This window comes from Micromonospora sp. WMMC250, assembly GCF_027460215.1.
Taxonomy (GTDB): Bacteria; Actinomycetota; Actinomycetes; order Mycobacteriales; family Micromonosporaceae; genus Micromonospora; species Micromonospora taraxaci.
The window spans coordinates 6971071-6988003 of record NZ_JAPZBJ010000002.1; the positions used below are offsets into that span (position 1 = coordinate 6971071).

Here is a 16933-nt window from a genome sequence, read left to right on the forward strand (position 1 = left end):
CCGGAGCGGTGGAAAGCCGGCCGGGTGCGGGAACGCGCCCGGCCGGTCAGACCCGGTGCGCGCCCACCAGGGTGGCCGTCCGGTCGGCCGGCAGCGGTTCCTCGATGACCCGCCGGCGGCGGTAGCAGGCGTGCAGCATCCGCCGCTCGTCGCCGTCGCCGGGTGGGGCGGTGACGATACCGATGTGGTGGATCTTGCGGCCGGGTCGGGCGAAGAAGTAGAGGTCGCCGGGGCGTTCCGCGCCCAACGTCAGCGGCGTGGTGGCGGCGGCCTGGTCGTCGGCGTCGCGGGGTAGCAGCACCCCGAGCCGCCGCCAGGCCAGGTGCACCAGGCCGGAGCAGTCGATGCCGTGCGCCGAGAGACCACCCCAGATGTAGATCACGTCCAGCAGCCGCTGCGCCACCGCCAGCGCCTGCTGGGCGCTCGGCGCGGCGGCGGGGGTCGCGGCGAGGTGGTCGTCGGGCAGCCAGAGCGGCGTGGCCTGGCCGGGGACGTGTACCGGCCGCCAGTCGTCGCGCGCGGGGCCGGCCGGGACGAGGTGGGTGCCGACGACGACGCCGGGCACCACCACCGGACCACCCGGCGCGGCGTGCAGCCCGGTGACAGTGGTGTCCACCACCAGCGGTGGTTCGGTGCCGGTGCCGGTCGGGTCGGCGGCTGTCAGTTGCTCGGCGGGGAGCCATCCCGGGTAGCCGCGCGGATCGAGCTTGGCGGCGGGCTGCTCGACGGCGACGACCCGAGCCCAGCCGTCCGGTCGAAGTTCGCTGACGAGGACCCGCTCGCCGAGCAGGAGTTGGCTCAGCACGCAGTCACCGACCTGCTGGTCGGTGTTCATCCCGGAGACCCAGGCCAGGATGTCGGCGCGGGCGGTCAGTGCCGGGCGGTCGACGGGGCGGACCGCCTCGGGAGAGGTCCACAGTGTTGCCACCGCGACCCGGACGACGGCCTCACGGCCCGGTTGCAGCTCCACGTCAACCCCCAGATCGTGTCGGCTGTCCAGGGGAAACCCTATGAAAGAAACCAACGATCATCAACCGCGCGCCTGCACCTTTGCTTCAGTAAGGCCAGAGATGCCCAGGCCAGGGGCATTCGGCAACACCACTGTCGCCCCGTCGTAACGAATGCCGCCCTGCACCGGCGACCACGCCAGCCACCAGGCGGCGTCCAGGTCCGCAACCGCCGTGGTGCCGTACGCGGCGACCAGGCTAGCCGCCGCCCCGATGCCGACCTGACTCTCCATCATCGAGCCGACCACAGTGCCGAGCCCGTGGGCGGTGGCCAGGTCGAGGAGGGTACGCGCCGGGTGCAGCCCGCCACACTTGGCCAACTTGACGTTGACCAGGTCGGCGGCCCGACGGCGGATCACCTCCACCAGGTCACGAACTCCGAAGACCGCCTCGTCGGCCAGGATCGGCACGGACACGCGGTCGCTGACCCAGGCCAGCCCGTCCAGGTCCCAGCGGGCCACCGGCTGCTCGACCAGTTCCACGTCGAGCCCGGAGTCCTCGATGCCCCGGATCACCCGGACCGCCTCCCGGGGCGTCCACCCCTGGTTGGCGTCCAGCCGGATCCGGACCCCCGGCCCGACGGCCGCGCGGACGGCCCGCACCCGGTCCAGGTCGCCGCTCGCGTCGGTGCCGACCTTCAGCTTGAGCACGCCGAAGCCGTCGGCCTGCCGCTGGCGTGCCGCCGCCGCCAGGTCCACCGCGTCGCCCGCCGCCAGCGTCACGTCCGTCGGCACCCGCAGGGTGGTGCCCCCGAGCAACCGCACCAGGGGTACGCCCAGCCGCCGGGCGGCGAGGTCGTGCAGCGCCACGTCCACCGCCGCCTTCGCCGCCTCGTTGCCGGCCACGGCGCGCTGCACCTCGACGCAGCGCGTCACCAGGTCGTCCGGATCACGACCGATCAACTGTGGGCCGAGCAGTTCGCGGACGCAGGCCCCCGCGCCCGCCACCGACGCGCCGGTGACCTGCCACACCTGGGGCGCCTCACCGAAGCCGGACCGGCCGTCGGAGTCGACCAGTTCGACGACCAGGGTCTCCACTGTGGTGGTGCGACGCAGCGCGGTGACAAACGGGGTGTGTAAGGGGGCGGAAACCCGGTGGGTGCGTACCTCCGAGATCGTCATGTCGGGCACCCTATACGCAGGCGCACAGCGGGAGGGGAGACCGGATGACCGGGCAGGGCTGGGAGTTGGTGGGCGCACCGAACGCGCGTGAGCTGGGCGGGCTGGTCGGCGCGGACGGGCGGCGGGTCCGGGTGGGGCAGCTGATCCGTACTCCCGCGTTGGGTCGGCTGACCGACGACGACCTGCCGGTGCTGGCGAAGCTGGGGCCGGCGTGCGTGGTCGACCTCCGGGACGACTCGGAGATCGCCGTCGCCCCGGCCGACCGGCTCACCGGTGAGCCGCGGGTGGTGTGCCTGCCGGTGCACGACCCGGAGCACCCGGTCTTCACGTACGTCTCGGCGGTGCTGCTCGGCCACGACCTGGACGCGTACGCGGAGCTGGCCCGGCAGGGGACGGCGGGCGCGATGGCGGCGATCTACCGGTGGTTCGTCACCGGGGAGTCGGCCCGGGTCGGCTTCGCCGAGGCGGTACGGCTCGCCGGCCGGCCGGAGAACCTGCCGTTGGTCTACCACTGCTCCGCCGGCAAGGACCGCACCGGCTGGCTCACCGTCATCCTGTTGACGGCGCTCGGGGTGGACGAGGCGGCGATCCGCGCCGACTACCTGCGCAACAACGAGCTGACCGACAGCCTGCGCGCGGTGATCGTCGAGGCGATGCGACGGCGGCAGCCCGACCTGGACGTCGACGCGGTGCGTCCGGTGCTGGAGGTCCGCGCCGAGTACCTCGACGCCGGATATGACGAGGTACGCCGGGTGCACGGCTCGTTCGACGCGTACCTGCGCGACGGGTTGGGGTTGACCGACGGCGACGTCAGGGCGCTGCGGGCGCACCTGCTGGAGTAGATGTCTCGGGTCAGAGGTCGTGGCGGGCGGCCCAGACCCGTGCGGAGACGTCCGCGATCAGCAGGCAGGCGTCGTCGGCGACCCCGTCGTCCCCGTCGGTGGTGGTGCAGACGGCGATCAGGTACGCAGGGGCGTCGTCGGGCAGCACCACGCCGGTGCCGTGCCGGACTCCGCGTACCCACCCGTTCTTGTGCGCGATGCGGGTGCCAGCGGGCAGACCGGCGGCCAGGTCCTCGCGGTGCTCCTGGGCGAACAGGACGTCCAGCATGGCGGTGCAGGCGGCGGGCGAGGCGATCGGGCCGGGAGCGCTGGCGCCGGAGGCGAGCGCGCCGAGCAGGACGGCCAGGTCGGCGGCGGTGACCGTGTTGGTGATGCCGGCCTCGCGGGCCGCGAAGTCCTCGATGCCCCGGCCGGTGACGCTGTTGCGGGCGCCTGCCGCCGCCCAGACCTCGGCCACCGCCGGCAGCCCGACGTGACCGATGACCACGTTGGTGGCCAGGTTGCTGGACCGCACGATCATCCGATCGGCCAACCAGCGCAGCGTGGCCGTGTCGCCCAGCCGGTCCCAGACCGCGTCGTCGTTGTCGTAGGGCTGCGCGCAGGAGAACCGGGGCGCGCCGGGTCGGGCGGAGTCGAACTCGTTGACCACCGGAACCGGGGCGTCCAGGTCCAGTTCGCCGGCCTCGGCGGCGCGGTGCAGCGCGGCGAGCACCGCGACCTTCATGGTGCTGGCGGCGTAGTGGGCGGCGTCCGGGTGGCGGGTCCAGGTCGGCGGCGCGTCGAGTCGGCCCACGTACGCTGAGACGGTGCCGGGCACCCGGTCCAGGTGGGCGTCGAGATCATCCCAGGTCATGCCGGTGACCGTAGCGGATCAAGGGTGGGCGGTCCCGCGTACCCGGTGGGGAGACGGACGGGCGCGCCGGCCGCAAGCGGCCGACGCGCCCGGTGCCGGGTGCTGGTGGGTCAGCCGGCGTGCTTGCGGCGGGCGGCGGCGCGGCCCCGCTGCTGCTGGTCGAGCACCACCTTGCGGATGCGCACCGCGGTCGGGGTGACCTCGACGCACTCGTCCTCACGGCAGAACTCCAGCGCCTGCTCCAGCGAGAGCTTGCGCGGCGGGATCAGCTTCTCCGTCTCGTCGGAGGTCGACGCCCGCATGTTGGTGAGCTTCTTCTCCTTGGTGATGTTGACGTCCATGTCGTCGGAGCGGGAGTTCTCTCCGACGATCATGCCCTCGTACACCTCGGTGGTCGGCTCGACGAAGAGCTGGCCGCGCTCCTGGAGGTTGATCATCGCGAAGGCGGTGACCGCGCCCGCCCGGTCGGCGACCAGCGAACCGTTGTTGCGGGTGCGCAGCTCACCGAACCACGGCTCGTACGACTCGAAGACGTGGTGCAGGATGCCGGTGCCCCGGGTGTCGGTGAGGAACTCGGTGCGGAAGCCGATCAGGCCGCGCGCCGGGACCAGCCACTCCATCCGGATCCAGCCGGTGCCGTGGTTGACCAGCTGCTCCATCCGGCCCTTACGGGTGGCGAGGAGCTGGGTGATCGCGCCCAGGTACTCCTCCGGGGCGTCGATGGTGAGGCGCTCGACCGGCTCGCAGGTCTTGCCGTCGATCTCCTTGGTGACGACCTGCGGCTTGCCGACGGTCAGCTCGTAGCTCTCCCGGCGCATCTGCTCGACCAGGATGGCCAGGGCCAGCTCGCCACGACCCTGCACCTCCCAGGCGTCCGGCCGCTCGGTGGGCAGCACCCGCAGCGACACGTTGCCGATGAGCTCCTTGTCGAGGCGGTCCTTGACCATCCGGGCGGTGACCTTGGAGCCCTTGACCCGGCCGACCAGCGGCGAGGTGTTGGTGCCGATGGTCATCGAGATGGCCGGCTCGTCGACGGTGATCAGCGGCAGCGGCTCCGGGTTCTCCGGGTCCGCGAGGGTCTCACCGATCATGATGTCCGAGATGCCGGCGACCGCGATGATGTCGCCCGGACCGGCGGTCTCGGCCGGCTTACGCTCCAGGCCCTCGGTCATCAGCATCTCGGAGATGCGGACCCGCTGGGTGCTGCCGTCGGTGCGGCACCAGGCCACCGTCTGGCCCTTGCTGATGGTGCCCTGGCGGACGCGGCACAGCGCCAGCCGGCCGAGGAACGGCGAGGCGTCCAGGTTGGTGACGTGGGCCTGAAGCGGGGCGCCGTCCTCGTACGCGGGTGCCGGGATGGTGTCCAGCAGGGTGCGGAACAGCGGCTCCAGGGAGGTGCTGTCGTCGGGCACCGAGCCGTCGGCGGGCTGGGTCAGCGAGGCGATGCCGTCGCGGGCGCAGGCGTAGACGATCGGGAAGTCGATCTGCTCCTCGTCGGCGTCCAGGTCGAGGAAGAGCTCGTAGGTGTCGTCCACGACCTCCTTGATCCGGGCATCCGGCCGGTCCACCTTGTTGATCACCAGGATGATCGGCATCCGGGCCCGCAGCGCCTTGCGGAGCACGAAGCGGGTCTGCGGCAGCGGGCCCTCGCTCGCGTCGACGAGCAGCACGACGCCGTCGACCATGGTGAGGCCGCGCTCCACCTCGCCACCGAAGTCGGCGTGACCGGGGGTGTCGATGATGTTGATGGTGACCGGGTCGGACCCGTCCGCCGGCAGGTAACGCACGCCGGTGTTCTTGGCCAGGATCGTGATGCCCTTTTCCCGCTCCAGGTCACCCGAGTCCATGACCCGCTCGGTGTTCTCGCCCCGGGCGCCGTACGCCCCGGCCTGCCGCAACATGGCGTCGACCAGGGTGGTCTTGCCGTGGTCGACGTGAGCGATGATGGCGACGTTGCGGAGGTCGGTGCGAAGCTGCATACCCTCTATCCTTCCGCCTGCGCTCGCGCAGGCCGCGTCGGGGTCACCCCCAGGTGCCCCTGATCTATGGTGAAACTGCTGTGCCGGTGGTTCTCCCGGCTGGCATGCTGGCTCCCGTGTCCCGGGGGCCTGAGTGCACGACCTGCTGACCTGGGTGCAGAGTCTGCCCACCCTGTGGATCTACCTGGTCGCCGCGCTGATCGTGGCGGGCGAGACCGCGGTGATCTTCGGCCTGCTCGTGCCGGGTGAGGCTACCCTGCTGCTCGTCGGCTTCCTCACCTACAACGGTACCTTGCGGCTCGGGCCGGCGTTGCTCGCGATGATCGTCGCGGCGGTCGCCGGGGACGGGCTGGCCTTCCGCGCCGGACGTCGGTACGGCCCCCGGCTGCGCGCCGGTCTGGGTCACCGGGTCGGGCCCGAGCGGTGGGGCCGGGCCGACGCCATGCTCGCCCGGCTGGGCGGGCGGGGAGTGTTCGCGGCCCGTTGGGTGGCCTTCGCCCGCACGCTGGTGCCCCGGCTGGCCGGTGCGGCCGGCATGCCGTACCGGCGGTTCGTGCTGTGGAACCTGGCCGGTGTGGTGACCTGGGTGGGCGGCTCGGTCCTGCTCGGTCACCTCGCCGGTGAGTCGTACGACACGGTCTCCCGGCTGCTCGGTCGGGCCACCGGCGCGGCTCTGCTGCTGCTGGCGGGCCTGTTGGCCGTGGTGCTCGCCGGCCGGTGGCTGGGTCGCAACCCCGACCCGGTGCGCGCGTTGCTGTCCCGGGCCGGCGCGTTGCCCCCGGTGCGCTGGCTCACGGCGCGCTACGGGGTGCTGTTCTTCCTGGTGGCCATGCGGGTCGGCCCGGCCTGGACGTTGCTGCTCAACCTGGCCGCCGGGCTCCTGCTGCTCTTCGCCGCCGGGCTCGCCATCGCCGGCCTGCTCGCCGTGGCGGTGCGCAACAGCGGCCTGGCCGCCCTGGACGGCGCCATCGCGGGCTGGTTCGCCGCCCGGCGTACCCCGGATGCCGCCGACGTCACGACGGTCCTGGTGTCGGTGGTGCGGGGGTCGGTGTTGATCCTGTTGGTGGCGCTGGTGGCGGCGGTACTGGCGTGGCGCAGCCGGCCCTGGCGCACCGACCTGCTCAGCGTGGTCGGCACGGCGGGCGCGTTCGTGCCGCTGGTGGTGCTGGCCGTGGTGGCCGAACTGACCGGGCCGCACGGCGGCGGTGGGTCGGCCCCGCTGCCGACCCAGAACGCCGTGGTGGCGGCGAGCTTCTGCACCCTGGCCTGGCTGGTGTCGCGCGGTGCCCGGTGGCCGGTGGCCGTGGCGGCCTGGACGACCGCCGCGGCGGGGGTGCTCGGGGTCGGTGGCGCGCGGCTCTACCTGGGTCTGGACACGGCGAGCGGGACCGCCGCGGCGGTGCTGCTCGGTGTGCTCTGGACGGTGGTGTTCATGGTGGCGTGGGCCACCCGGGACCGGGCGGTGCGGGAGTTGGAGCAGCCGGTGGACCAGGTCCGACCGTCTTCCGAGGGGCATCGCAGCCCGGTCGAACCTTGCTAGGGTGCGACGACTGTCACACGGGGAGGCATCGGCATGATTCGACGGACCGGTCGGCTGGGCGCCGCGGCGCTCGCCGGGTTCCTGATAGCGGGCGCGCTGGTCGGGTGCGCCGCCAAGGGGGAGACGCCGCAGGACCTGGCCGCGCCGGTGGCGGTCACCGACGCGCCGACCGACACCCCCTCCGACGAGGTCACCGAGGAGCCGAGCCCGTCGGCGAGCGCGGTGGAGTCGATGGGCGCCGCGCCGAGTCGCAGCGCGACCCCGACGCCGACGAAGAAGCCGACCAAAAAGCCGACCCGCGCCGCGACGAAGCCCCTGGCGGTCGCGAAGCCGCCCACCGAGACACAGGTCCCGCCGGCCCCTCCGAAGCCGGCCCCGAGTTCCTGCAAGCCGAGCTACAAGGGCAGCCAGGCGACCCGGGCAGAGGTGAAGGCGGCGCTGACCGACGCGGCCGGCCGCACCTACTGGCCGTCCTCCGCCCCGGACATCAAGATCCCGCTCAACCTGCTCAAGGCCACCGCCTGGCAGGAGAGCGGCTGGCAGTCCAACATCTACGCCTGTGACGGTGGCGTCGGGCTGATGCAGGTGATGCCCGGCACCGCGACCTGGATGAACCAGCGGTTCGAGCAGAGCTACGAGATCGACTCCTACCGGGACAACGCCTACCTGGGTGCCACCTACCTGGCCTGGGCGACGAAGTACATCGGCGACATGTACTTCGAGTCCGATTTCCGACTCGACCCGGCCCTGTGCACCAGCGAGTTGAATTCCTGCCTGCTCAACGCGGTGATCGCCGCGTACAACTTCGGGCACGGGGCGGTGGCGCAGGAGGGCAAGCCGCTGGCCATCCCCAACCCGTCGTACGTGCGCAACGTGCGCGCGCTGATGTCCGAGTGCGTCTGCCTGGACTACTGACCTCGACGGGGGCCGTGACGACGCTGTCACGGCCCCTGTCGCGTCAGTCGGTCAGTCGCGGGCGGCGACCGGCTCCGGTGACGTCGGGGCGTCCTCGGAGGAGTCCCGGGTGATCCGGCCGGGCCACCAGAAGCGCTCACCGAGCAGGAACGCCAGCGCCGGCACCACGACCGTGCGGACCAGCAGGGTGTCCAGCAGGACGCCGATGCAGACGATGATGCCGATCTGGGTCAGTGTGATCAGCGGCAGCACGCCGAGGACGGCGAACACCGCGGCGAGCAGCACCCCGGCGCTGGTGATCACTCCGCCGGTGACCCGTAGGGCGGAGAGCATGCCCTCCCGGGTGCCCAGGCTGCGGGCGTCCTCCCGAGCCCGGGTGACCAGGAAGATGTTGTAGTCCACACCGAGCGCCACCAGGAACACGAAGGCGAGTAGCAGGACCCCGCTGTCGAGCGCCGGGAAGTCCAGCACGTGGTCGAAGAGCAGCCACGCCGCCCCGAGGCTGGCGAAGAACGACGCGATCACGGTGAGCACCAGCAGCACCGGTGCGAGGAGCCCGCGCAGCAGGAGCACGAGCACCGCGCCGACCAGCAGCAGGATGATCGGCAGAATCAGCCGCAGGTCACGGTCGTTGGCCTCGTCGGAGTCGTACGTCGCGGCCACGGAACCGCCGACGATGGCGCCGGACGGCGCGTCCGCGCCGGCGGCGGCCGGGGGAGCGGAGTCGGGTACGGCGGCGACCGCCGTGCGCAACGCCTCGATCGCGCGGTCCGAGGCGGTGGTGCCGGGTTCGGCTTCCAGGACCACGTCGACCTGGGCCACGGCCTCACCGGCGTCACCGGGGCGCGCCGAGGCGACCCCGGGTACGGCGGTGGCGGCGTCGGTGACCGCCCGCACCGCCACGGGCGTGGTGATCACGGCCACCGGCTGGGTGCTGCCGGCGGGGAACGAGCGGGCCAGCGTCTGCGCACCGGTCACCGCCTCGGGCTCGGCTCGGAACTGCTCGGTCTCGGACAGGCCGGTGCGGATCCCGAGCCCACCCAGGGCCAGGCCACCGAGCAGCACTGTGGCCAGCACCGCGACCACCACCGGGCGGCGTTCCACGGCGGCGCCGAGCCGGCCCCAGAGCCGCCCCTCCCGGGCCGGGCCCCCGACGCGGGGCACGAACGGCCAGAACAGACCCCTGCCGAACAGCACCAGGACGGCGGGGAGCACGAACAGGGCCGAGAGCATGGCGAAGACCACGCCGGTCGCGCAGGCCACCGCGAGTGCGCGGTTGGTCTCCTGCTCGCTGAGCAGCAGGGTGAGGACGCCGAGCACCACGGTGCCGCCGCTGGCCAGGATGGGCTCGGCGGTGCGGCGCAGCGCGGAGCGCATCGCCGCGAAGCGGTCTTCCGTGCGCCGCAGCTCCTCCCGGTAGCGGGCGATGAGCAGCAGGGCGTAGTCGGTGGCGGCGCCGAACACCAGCACGCTGGCGATGCCGGTGACCTGGCCCTGCTGGAGGTTGATGCCGACGGCCGGGACGATGGTGTCCACCGCGCGCAGGGTGAGCTGCTCGGTCGCGGCGACCACGACCAGCGGCACGATCCACAGGAACGGGCTGCGGTAGGTGATCAGCAGCAGCACCGCCACGACGGCGGCGGTCACCGCGAGCAGGGTGATGTCGGCGCCGTCGAACACCGAGGAGAGGTCGGCCGTGAAGGCGGGGGCGCCGGTCACGGCAGCGGTCAGCCCGTCGGGCAGGTCCGCCAGGGCGGTGCGCAGGTCGGTCACCGTCGCGGTGACGGCCTCCTGCCCGCCGGCGGTGTCGACCGGCACGGCGACCAGGGCGACGGTGCCGTCCGGGGAGACCTGGGCGGGGCTGACCTGCCCGCCCGCCGCGAAGCGGCGAAGGTCACCGGCGCGGGCGTCCACGCCGGCCCGGTCGGTCTCGCTCAACGCGCCGCCGTCGTCGCGGCTCACCACCACGATGGCCGGCTGAACGTCGCTTGCGGGCAGTTGGTCCTGGAGGCGCTGCACCTGGGTCGACTGCCACTCCGCGGAGAGGCCGGTGGACGAGACCGGTGCCGGGTTGTCCGGCTGAGGCGTCCCGAAGACGACCGCGGCGACGACGATCGCCGCGGCCACGGTGAGCCAGGCGGCCAACCGGCCGCGGGCGACTCTGGTGAACACAGACATCACTGTGGCCTCTCGGTCCTTCGGAAGTCGAGTATCTTGATAACCGAGATTATCGACGGCTGTTCTATGCTGCAACCCGGAGAGACCGACGACGGGGGAAAGCGGCGCGAGGTGGCGACTCACGGCATGTACCGGCGGCGCGACACGCGCCGCGAGCAGCTGGTCGCGGAGATCACCAACAACCTCCGGCGGTACGCGGCCGACGCCCAGCAGGTCGGCCACGCCTTCGCCAACCTGCACGGGCTCAACCCGACCGACCTGCAGGCGCTGATCGCCGTGATGGACGCCGAACTGCTCGGTGAGCCGATCACCCCCGGTCGCCTCGGTGAGCGACTCAACCTCTCCTCCGGCTCCGTCACCGCCCTGATCGACCGGCTCGAGCGGGCCGGTCACATCCGCCGGGACCGGGACACCGTCGACCGGCGCAAGGTGCTGCTGCACTACGCCGACCAGGGCGCCGCCCTCGCCATGGAGTTCTTCCAGCCGCTCGGCGCGCGTACCGACACGGTGATGGCCCGCTTCGGCGACGACGAGCTGGAGATCGTGCACCGGTTCATGGCCGAGATGGGCGAGTCGTTGCGGGACCACCGGGACGCGGTACGCGCCGCCCGCCCCGAGCCGCCCCGCCGCCCGACGGACTGACCGGTGCCGGACCGGCTCCTCGCCCGCCTCGCCGCCGCCGCGCTGCGGCTACCACCCACCCGACCCGGTCCGGTGCGGGTCACCCGCGACATCGCGATTCGGGCCCGCGACGGTGTGGTGCTGCGCACCGACCACTACGCCCCGGCGACCCGGGACGCGCCCACAGTGCTGATCCGCACCCCGTACGGGCGGGGTGGACCGTTGCGGCTGCTCGGACGGCTGCTCGCCGCCCGGGGCCGGCACGCGGTCATCCAGGCCTGCCGCGGCACCGACGGCTCCGGCGGCACGTTCGCCCCGCTCGTGCACGAGCGTGACGACGGAGTGGACACCCTGGACTGGCTGCGCCGTCAACCCTGGTGGGCCGGCCAACTCGGCATGTTCGGGGTCAGCTACCAGGGCTTCGCGCAGTGGGCGCTCGCCGCCGACGCCGACGAGGACCTGCGCGCGATGGTCGCGGTGGTGACCGCGTCGGCCACCCGGGACTCGACGTACGCGGGGGAGTCCTTCGCCCTGGACACCGTGCTGACCTGGGCGGAGTTGCTGCACGCGCAGACCGTTCCCTGGCTGGCCCGGCAGTGGGAGCTCAAGCGTGGGCAACCCCGGCTCGTCGCCGCGCTGCGACACCTGCCGTTGGCCGACGCCGACCAGGTGGCCACCGGTGCGACCATTCCCTTCTTCCAGGAGTGGCTGCGCCACCACGATCCGGACGCCGTCTACTGGCGGACCCGGGTCTTCGCCGACCGGGTGGCCCGGGTGCGGGCGCCGGTGGCCATGGTCAGCGGCTGGCACGACATCTTCCTGCCCGCGCAGCTCGACGACTACGCCACGCTGCGCGCCACCGGAGCGCGGCCGCGCCTGGTGATCGGCCCGTGGACGCACGGCAGCCCCGGCCTGTTCGTGGCCTCCCTGCGCGAGGGACTGGCCTGGCTCGACGAGTACCTCACGGCCGCGCCCCGATCGCCCGTCCCGCCCCGGCCGCCCGTGCGCATCTGCATCAGCGGTGCCGGCGGCGGCTGGCGGGACCTGCCGGACTGGCCACCTCCGGCCGTCGAGACCGCCTGGCACCTGCATCCGGGTGGTGAGCTGGCGGTGCGCCCGCCGGTCGCGTCGACGCCGGACGGGTTCCGGTACGACCCGGCCGACCCGACCCCGTCGGTGGGCGGGCCGCTGCTCGTCGCCCAGCGGGCCGGCCCGGTGGACAACCGGCAGGTGGAGGCTCGCCCCGACGTGCTGACCTACACCAGCGCCCCGCTGACCGGGCCGGTCGAGGTGATCGGCCCGGTACGCGCCGAGATCCACGTGCGCGCCGAACTGCCGCACCTGGACGTCTTCGTTCGACTGTGCGACGTGGACCGCCGAGGTCGCTCGTGGAACGTGTGCGACGGCCTGGTGCGGGTCACACCCGAGCGCCCTGCGGCCGATCCCGACGGTGTGCTGCGGGTGTCGGTGTCGCTCTGGCCGACCGCGTACCGGTTCGCCGCCGGACACCGACTGCGGGTGCAGGTCTCCGGTGGTGCCCACCCGCGCTGGGCGCGTAACCCCGGCACAGGTGAACCCCTCGGTACGGCGGTGACGCTGCGTGCTGGCTGGCGGCAGGTCCTGCATGACCCAGCGCACCCCTCGGCGCTGCTGTTGCCGATTGTCCACTCTGCCCCCGCGCAACCCTCAATCTGAACAGAGCCCGTCTGAGCTGGGCATTCACGGCGAATGCGGGCTATGGTGGAGTCAACGCCCGGCGCCGTGCACCAGCAGACCGGGCTCGTCCGAAGCCCAGCACCGCGTACGCGGTGTGACGTTGTGCCCGGTCCTCGCTCCCATTGAGAGGGGGACCCCATGACCCGGGCCCCGGCAAATCTGTTGGCCGTTCGAAGTCTGCTCCTCACCCACCTCGACAACGCCCCCGGCCCGGACGACCTGGATCCGGCGGAGGTCGGCATCGTCGGCGACTCGGCCCACCGGGGTGGCTACCACTGCGGCTCGGACCGGGTCGTTGCCAACGACTACTCGGTGGTGGAGTCGCCCCGGGACCGGGCCGGTCTGACCCTCGACGCGGCGGCGCTGGACGTCGGCCAGTTCGACGTCCGCTCCGGTGGCCGTACCAACACTTTGCGCAGCTTCTCGATCTGGTGCGTCGCGCAGTGCGCCGCGAACGCGGCCGACACCCGGGACATCCGCGAGATCATCTACAGCCCGGACGGCTCCACGGTGAAGCGGTGGGACCGTCTCGGCAAGCGCACCAGCGGCGACAGCTCGCACCGCTGGCACACCCATTTCAGCTTCTTCCGCGACGCGATCAAGGCGGGCCGTGACCAGCGGCCGTTGTTCCGCCGCTATCTCAGCTCCATCGGACTCCTGGAGGACGACATGACCCCCGAAGAACACAACTGGCTCGCGACCGTCCACAAGAACCTCACCGTGCTCGACGGCCGCAACCCGGTCGGGCAGATCTACACCCGGATGGCGATGGGTGAGGACGTCACCACGCCGAACTACACCCCGGCGCACCCGACGCTGAAGTCGCTCGCCGCGCAGGTGAGTGCCCTGCAGACCGCGCTGACCGCGCTGTCCAACCGGGACTTCACCGACGAGCCGGCGATCGTCCAGGGCGTGCTGGCCTCGCTGACGCCGGAGAAGATCGCCGCGGCCATCCCACCCACGATGGCCAAGCAGGTCGCCGACGAACTGGCCCGCCGGCTCGTCGCCTGAGCGGAGGGGCGGCCCGTAGCCGCCGGGTCGCCCCTCTCCGCACTTCCGCAACGACTGTTGGGCAATATATGTTGCGCAACATCTCTCGCGGATGTCATGGTGGGGTATGGAGAGCCCCGACGTACGCCAGATCACCGACTCACGGGCGCTGGCCGCCATGGCCCACCCGCTCCGCCGCCGCCTGATGGACGTGCTCAAGGTGCACGGCCCCTCGACCGTCGGCTTGCTCGCCGAGCGCACCGACCAGGCACCGGCGAACGTCAGCCACCACCTCAAGGTCCTTGCCGCGGCGGACCTGGTCACCGAGGCCCCCGAGCTGGCCCGGGACCGGCGGGAGCGGTGGTGGCGGCTGGTCAGCAGGGGCCTGCGCTGGTCCAACGCCGACTTCGACGTCGACCCGGCCGCCCGGGTGGTCGCCGACGCGGCCACCTCGCTCAACCTCGACCGGCACGTCGCCCTGGCCCGGGCCTGGCACGCCACCGACGAGGCCAGCCAGGCAACCTGGGAAGACGCGCCGTTCTCCACCGACCGCTGGCTGCACCTCACGCCGGGCGAACTGGCCGAGCTGAGCCACGAGCTGAACGAGGTCCTCACGCGCTGGGCCGACCGGGACCTGCCCGACGACGACGCCGAACGCCGACCGGTCTTCCTGTTCATCCACGGCGTACCGGCGCGACCGTGACCACTGCCACCCGCAACCAGCAGTTCGACGTCCAGCCGACCGGCGGGTTGCTGCGGCACCGCGACTTCCGCCTGCTCTGGGCCGGTCAGACGGTCAGCAGCGTGGGCAGCAACGTCACCACCGTCGCGCTGCCCCTGGTAGCGGTCGCCGTCCTCGACGCCAGCACCTTCCAGGTCGCGGTGCTCACCGCCGCGGCCTGGCTGCCCTGGCTGTTGATCGGCCTGCCGGCCGGAGCGTGGGTGGACCGGCTGCCCCGCCGATCGGTGATGGTGGTGTGCGACCTGTTCTGCGCGTCGGCCTTCCTCAGTGTGCCGCTCGCCGCCGTGCTGAGCTGGCTCACCGTCGCCCACCTGCTGGTGGTCGCCCTCAGCGCCGGCGCCGCGCGGGTCTTCTTCGAGACCGCGGACCAGGTCTACCTGCCGGTGCTGCTGCGACCCGAGCAACTAGCCGAGGGCAACGCGAAACTCCAGGCGACGCAGACCGCGAGTCACGTCGTCGGGCCCGGCCTCGCCGGCCTGATCGCCCAGCTCACCGGTGCCGTCGCCGCCCTGCTGCTGGACGCGCTCACGTTCCTCGCCTCGGCGGCGCTGCTGCTGCGGATCCGCACCCGTGAACCACGCGTACGTCGACCGGACCGAGCCCGGTCACTGCGTCAGGACATCGTCGAAGGGCTGCGCTTCGTCGTCCGGGACCCGTACCTGCGGGTGCTGACGGCCTTCGGCGCGGCCAGCAACTTCGGGCTGAGCGGCTACCAGGCCGTCCTGGTGGTCTTCCTGGTGCGCGAGCTGCGTCTCGAACCCGGCCTGGTCGGCGCGCTGGTCGGGGTGATGAGCGCCGGGGGGATCGTCGGGGCGCTGGTGGCCACGACTGTCGGTCGGCGCTGGGGCACCGCCCGGGCCCTGCTGATCGGTGGGGTGCTCGCCGGCCCGCCGGCCCTGCTCATCCCCCTGGCCGCGCCGGGCGTCGGGTTGACCTGGCCAGCACTCGGTGGCGTGCTGGTCGGCCTCGGCGTGGCCGTCGGCAACGTGGTCAAGGGCGCCTTCCGGCAGACCTACACGCCGCACCACATGCTGGGCCGGGTGACGGTGAGCATGCAGCTGCTCAACTACGGCACGATCCCGGTGGCGGCCGTGCTGGCCGGTGTGATCGGCGCGCGCCTCGGCGTCGGGACAGCAGTGTTCGTGATGGCCGCCTGGCAGGCGTTCACCCCGTTGATCCTGTTGATCGGGCCAATCCGGAGGCGGCGGGACCTGCCCGCCGCCCCGGTGGCGTCTTGAGTGCGCTGCGACGGCGGCCGGAACCCGGCCGCCGTCACCGGCACGGAGCTACATCGGGCGGACGTTGTCCGCCTGCGGACCCTTCTGCCCCTGGGTCACCTCGAACTCGACCTTCTGGCCCTCGTTGAGCTCCCGGTAGCCGCTCGTCGCGATGGCGGAGTAGTGGACGAACACGTCCGGCCCTCCACCGTCCTGCTCGATGAAGCCGAAGCCCTTTTCCGAGTTGAACCACTTAACCGTGCCGGTTGCCATGCATCTCTCCCTGTTCAAAGCGGCTGACCCTCGGCCTCTGGCCGATGATCGCCCGTACCTGTTCGACAGTAACGGGCAAAACCCCAATCTGCTGGCCGAAGTGCCGTAGGTCTTCGAGTGAACTCTGCGCGCCGGCACGTGAAAGCCGCCCCGACCTCGCCCCACTGGGGCATGCTTGCGCCGATGACGGGTGCCGCAGCCGACGCGCTGACCGAGCTGGAGCGCGAAATCGACGCTCCCGGCGCCGGCCTGGACCGGCTCCGGCTGGTCCCCACCCCGTTCGTCCCCGAGGTGCGGCTGCACCTGGCCGAGGACGCGATCGTCTGGTGGGCCCGGATGGAAGCCACCGCCGGCCACGCCCTGCCGGCGCCGTACTGGGCGTCCGCCTGGGCCGGAGGCCAAGCACTGGCCCGTCACCTCCTGGACCACCCGGAGCTGGCCGCCGGTCGCCGGGTGCTCGACCTCGCCGCCGGGTCGGGGCTGGTCGCCATCGCGGCCGCGCTGGCCGGCGCCACGAGGGTGATCGCCAACGACATCGACCCGTACGCCGTCGCCGCCGTCACCATCAACGCGCGAGCCAACCAGGTCGCCGTCGACGCGGTCGGGGACGATCTGCTCGACAGCTTCGACGCGGAAGCCGACCTGGTGGTCGCCGGGGACGTCTTCTACGACCGCGCGATGGCCGACCGGATGCTGCCGTTCCTGGAACGGATCGCCGCCGCGGGCGCCGACGTGCTCGTCGGTGACCCCGGCCGGGAGCACCTGCCGGTCGACCGGCTGACGGTGCTCGCCGACTATCCGGTGCCCACCACCGAACCGTCGGTCGACTCGCCGCTACGCCGAGTGCAGGTGCTGCGACCCGTCTGAGCGCCCGCGACACCTCAGGGGCGACCCCGAGACGGAAGCCAGGGGTGGCTGGGGGCAACAACCGGATGTCCG

Annotated in this window: 15 protein-coding genes; 9 read left to right on the forward strand and 6 right to left on the reverse strand. The window is 72.5% G+C overall.

Annotated elements, in window-relative coordinates; translation table 11 throughout:
- Positions 1-46: 46 nt before the first annotated feature.
- Complete coding sequence (locus tag O3438_RS31765; protein WP_269683181.1) at positions 47-970, reverse strand: C40 family peptidase; 924 nt, start codon at positions 968-970, stop codon at positions 47-49.
- 60 nt (positions 971-1030) lie between these two features.
- Positions 1031-2128 carry a mandelate racemase/muconate lactonizing enzyme family protein gene (locus tag O3438_RS31770; RefSeq protein WP_269683182.1) on the reverse strand — a complete coding sequence of 366 codons (1098 nt, stop codon included), beginning with the start codon at positions 2126-2128 and terminating at the stop codon, positions 1031-1033.
- Between the two features lie 44 nt (positions 2129-2172).
- Between O3438_RS31770 and O3438_RS31775 the strand changes: the two genes are divergently transcribed.
- Positions 2173-2970, forward strand: a complete 798-nt coding sequence (locus tag O3438_RS31775; RefSeq protein WP_269683183.1) for a tyrosine-protein phosphatase — start codon at positions 2173-2175, stop codon at positions 2968-2970.
- Between the two features lie 10 nt (positions 2971-2980).
- Here O3438_RS31775 and O3438_RS31780 read toward each other — a convergent pair whose 3' ends face one another.
- Positions 2981-3823: a serine hydrolase gene (locus O3438_RS31780; RefSeq protein WP_269683184.1), complete on the reverse strand. Its 843-nt coding sequence runs from the start codon at positions 3821-3823 to the stop codon at positions 2981-2983.
- A gap of 110 nt (positions 3824-3933) precedes the next feature.
- Positions 3934-5802 (reverse strand): translational GTPase TypA, encoded by a 1869-nt coding sequence (gene typA, locus O3438_RS31785; protein WP_269683185.1) that lies wholly within the window; start codon positions 5800-5802, stop codon positions 3934-3936.
- A 133-nt stretch (positions 5803-5935) separates the two neighbouring features.
- Here typA and O3438_RS31790 point away from each other — a divergent pair, with 133 nt between their 5' ends.
- Both O3438_RS31790 and O3438_RS31795 read left to right on the forward strand, forming a co-directional pair.
- Positions 5936-7342 (forward strand): DedA family protein, encoded by a 1407-nt coding sequence (locus O3438_RS31790; RefSeq protein ID WP_269683186.1) that lies wholly within the window; start codon positions 5936-5938, stop codon positions 7340-7342.
- Between the two features lie 33 nt (positions 7343-7375).
- Complete coding sequence (locus tag O3438_RS31795; protein ID WP_269683187.1) at positions 7376-8257, forward strand: lytic transglycosylase domain-containing protein; 882 nt, start codon at positions 7376-7378, stop codon at positions 8255-8257.
- 51 nt (positions 8258-8308) lie between these two features.
- Here the strand turns inward: O3438_RS31795 and O3438_RS31800 are convergent, their stop codons facing one another.
- Positions 8309-10435, reverse strand: coding sequence for an MMPL family transporter (locus O3438_RS31800; RefSeq protein ID WP_269683188.1), 2127 nt, complete (start codon positions 10433-10435; stop codon positions 8309-8311).
- 126 nt (positions 10436-10561) lie between these two features.
- On the opposite strand from O3438_RS31800, the gene O3438_RS31805 reads away from it, so the two are divergent.
- From O3438_RS31805 to O3438_RS31825, 5 genes are all read left to right on the forward strand, one after another.
- The gene (locus O3438_RS31805) at positions 10562-11077 is read left to right on the forward strand and encodes a MarR family winged helix-turn-helix transcriptional regulator (protein ID WP_269683824.1); all 516 of its coding nucleotides are present in this window, start codon (positions 10562-10564) and stop codon (positions 11075-11077) included.
- Between the two features lie 3 nt (positions 11078-11080).
- Positions 11081-12751 (forward strand): CocE/NonD family hydrolase, encoded by a 1671-nt coding sequence (locus O3438_RS31810; RefSeq protein WP_269683189.1) that lies wholly within the window; start codon positions 11081-11083, stop codon positions 12749-12751.
- A gap of 159 nt (positions 12752-12910) precedes the next feature.
- The gene (locus O3438_RS31815) at positions 12911-13783 is read left to right on the forward strand and encodes a hypothetical protein (protein WP_269683190.1); all 873 of its coding nucleotides are present in this window, start codon (positions 12911-12913) and stop codon (positions 13781-13783) included.
- 106 nt (positions 13784-13889) lie between these two features.
- Positions 13890-14465 (forward strand): ArsR/SmtB family transcription factor, encoded by a 576-nt coding sequence (locus O3438_RS31820; RefSeq protein WP_269683191.1) that lies wholly within the window; start codon positions 13890-13892, stop codon positions 14463-14465.
- On the forward strand, positions 14462-15742 hold the full coding sequence (locus tag O3438_RS31825; protein ID WP_269683192.1) for an MFS transporter: 1281 nt from the start codon (positions 14462-14464) through the stop codon (positions 15740-15742). Before O3438_RS31820 ends, O3438_RS31825 begins: the two co-directional genes overlap by 4 nt.
- A 48-nt stretch (positions 15743-15790) precedes the next feature.
- Here O3438_RS31825 and O3438_RS31830 read toward each other — a convergent pair whose 3' ends face one another.
- Positions 15791-15994: a cold-shock protein gene (locus O3438_RS31830; RefSeq protein ID WP_007072071.1), complete on the reverse strand. Its 204-nt coding sequence runs from the start codon at positions 15992-15994 to the stop codon at positions 15791-15793.
- A 183-nt stretch (positions 15995-16177) separates the two neighbouring features.
- Here O3438_RS31830 and O3438_RS31835 point away from each other — a divergent pair, with 183 nt between their 5' ends.
- On the forward strand, positions 16178-16861 hold the full coding sequence (locus O3438_RS31835; protein ID WP_332367482.1) for a class I SAM-dependent methyltransferase: 684 nt from the start codon (positions 16178-16180) through the stop codon (positions 16859-16861).
- The last annotated feature ends 72 nt before the right edge of the window (positions 16862-16933 follow it).

What these genes read in the sequence shown, in the direction of transcription:
- O3438_RS31770 (WP_269683182.1), bottom strand. Translation starts at nt 2,128, where the DNA reads ATGACGATCTCGGAGGTACGCACCCACCGGGTTTCCGCCCCCTTACAC.
- O3438_RS31775 (WP_269683183.1), top strand. Translation starts at nt 2,173, where the DNA reads ATGACCGGGCAGGGCTGGGAGTTGGTGGGCGCACCGAACGCGCGTGAG.
- O3438_RS31780 (WP_269683184.1), bottom strand. Translation starts at nt 3,823, where the DNA reads ATGACCTGGGATGATCTCGACGCCCACCTGGACCGGGTGCCCGGCACC.
- typA (WP_269683185.1), bottom strand. Translation starts at nt 5,802, where the DNA reads ATGCAGCTTCGCACCGACCTCCGCAACGTCGCCATCATCGCTCACGTC.
- O3438_RS31795 (WP_269683187.1), top strand. Translation starts at nt 7,376, where the DNA reads ATGATTCGACGGACCGGTCGGCTGGGCGCCGCGGCGCTCGCCGGGTTC.
- O3438_RS31800 (WP_269683188.1), bottom strand. Translation starts at nt 10,435, where the DNA reads ATGTCTGTGTTCACCAGAGTCGCCCGCGGCCGGTTGGCCGCCTGGCTC.
- O3438_RS31805 (WP_269683824.1), top strand. Translation starts at nt 10,562, where the DNA reads ATGTACCGGCGGCGCGACACGCGCCGCGAGCAGCTGGTCGCGGAGATC.
- O3438_RS31815 (WP_269683190.1), top strand. Translation starts at nt 12,911, where the DNA reads ATGACCCGGGCCCCGGCAAATCTGTTGGCCGTTCGAAGTCTGCTCCTC.
- O3438_RS31820 (WP_269683191.1), top strand. Translation starts at nt 13,890, where the DNA reads ATGGAGAGCCCCGACGTACGCCAGATCACCGACTCACGGGCGCTGGCC.
- O3438_RS31830 (WP_007072071.1), bottom strand. Translation starts at nt 15,994, where the DNA reads ATGGCAACCGGCACGGTTAAGTGGTTCAACTCGGAAAAGGGCTTCGGC.
- O3438_RS31835 (WP_332367482.1), top strand. Translation starts at nt 16,178, where the DNA reads ATGACGGGTGCCGCAGCCGACGCGCTGACCGAGCTGGAGCGCGAAATC.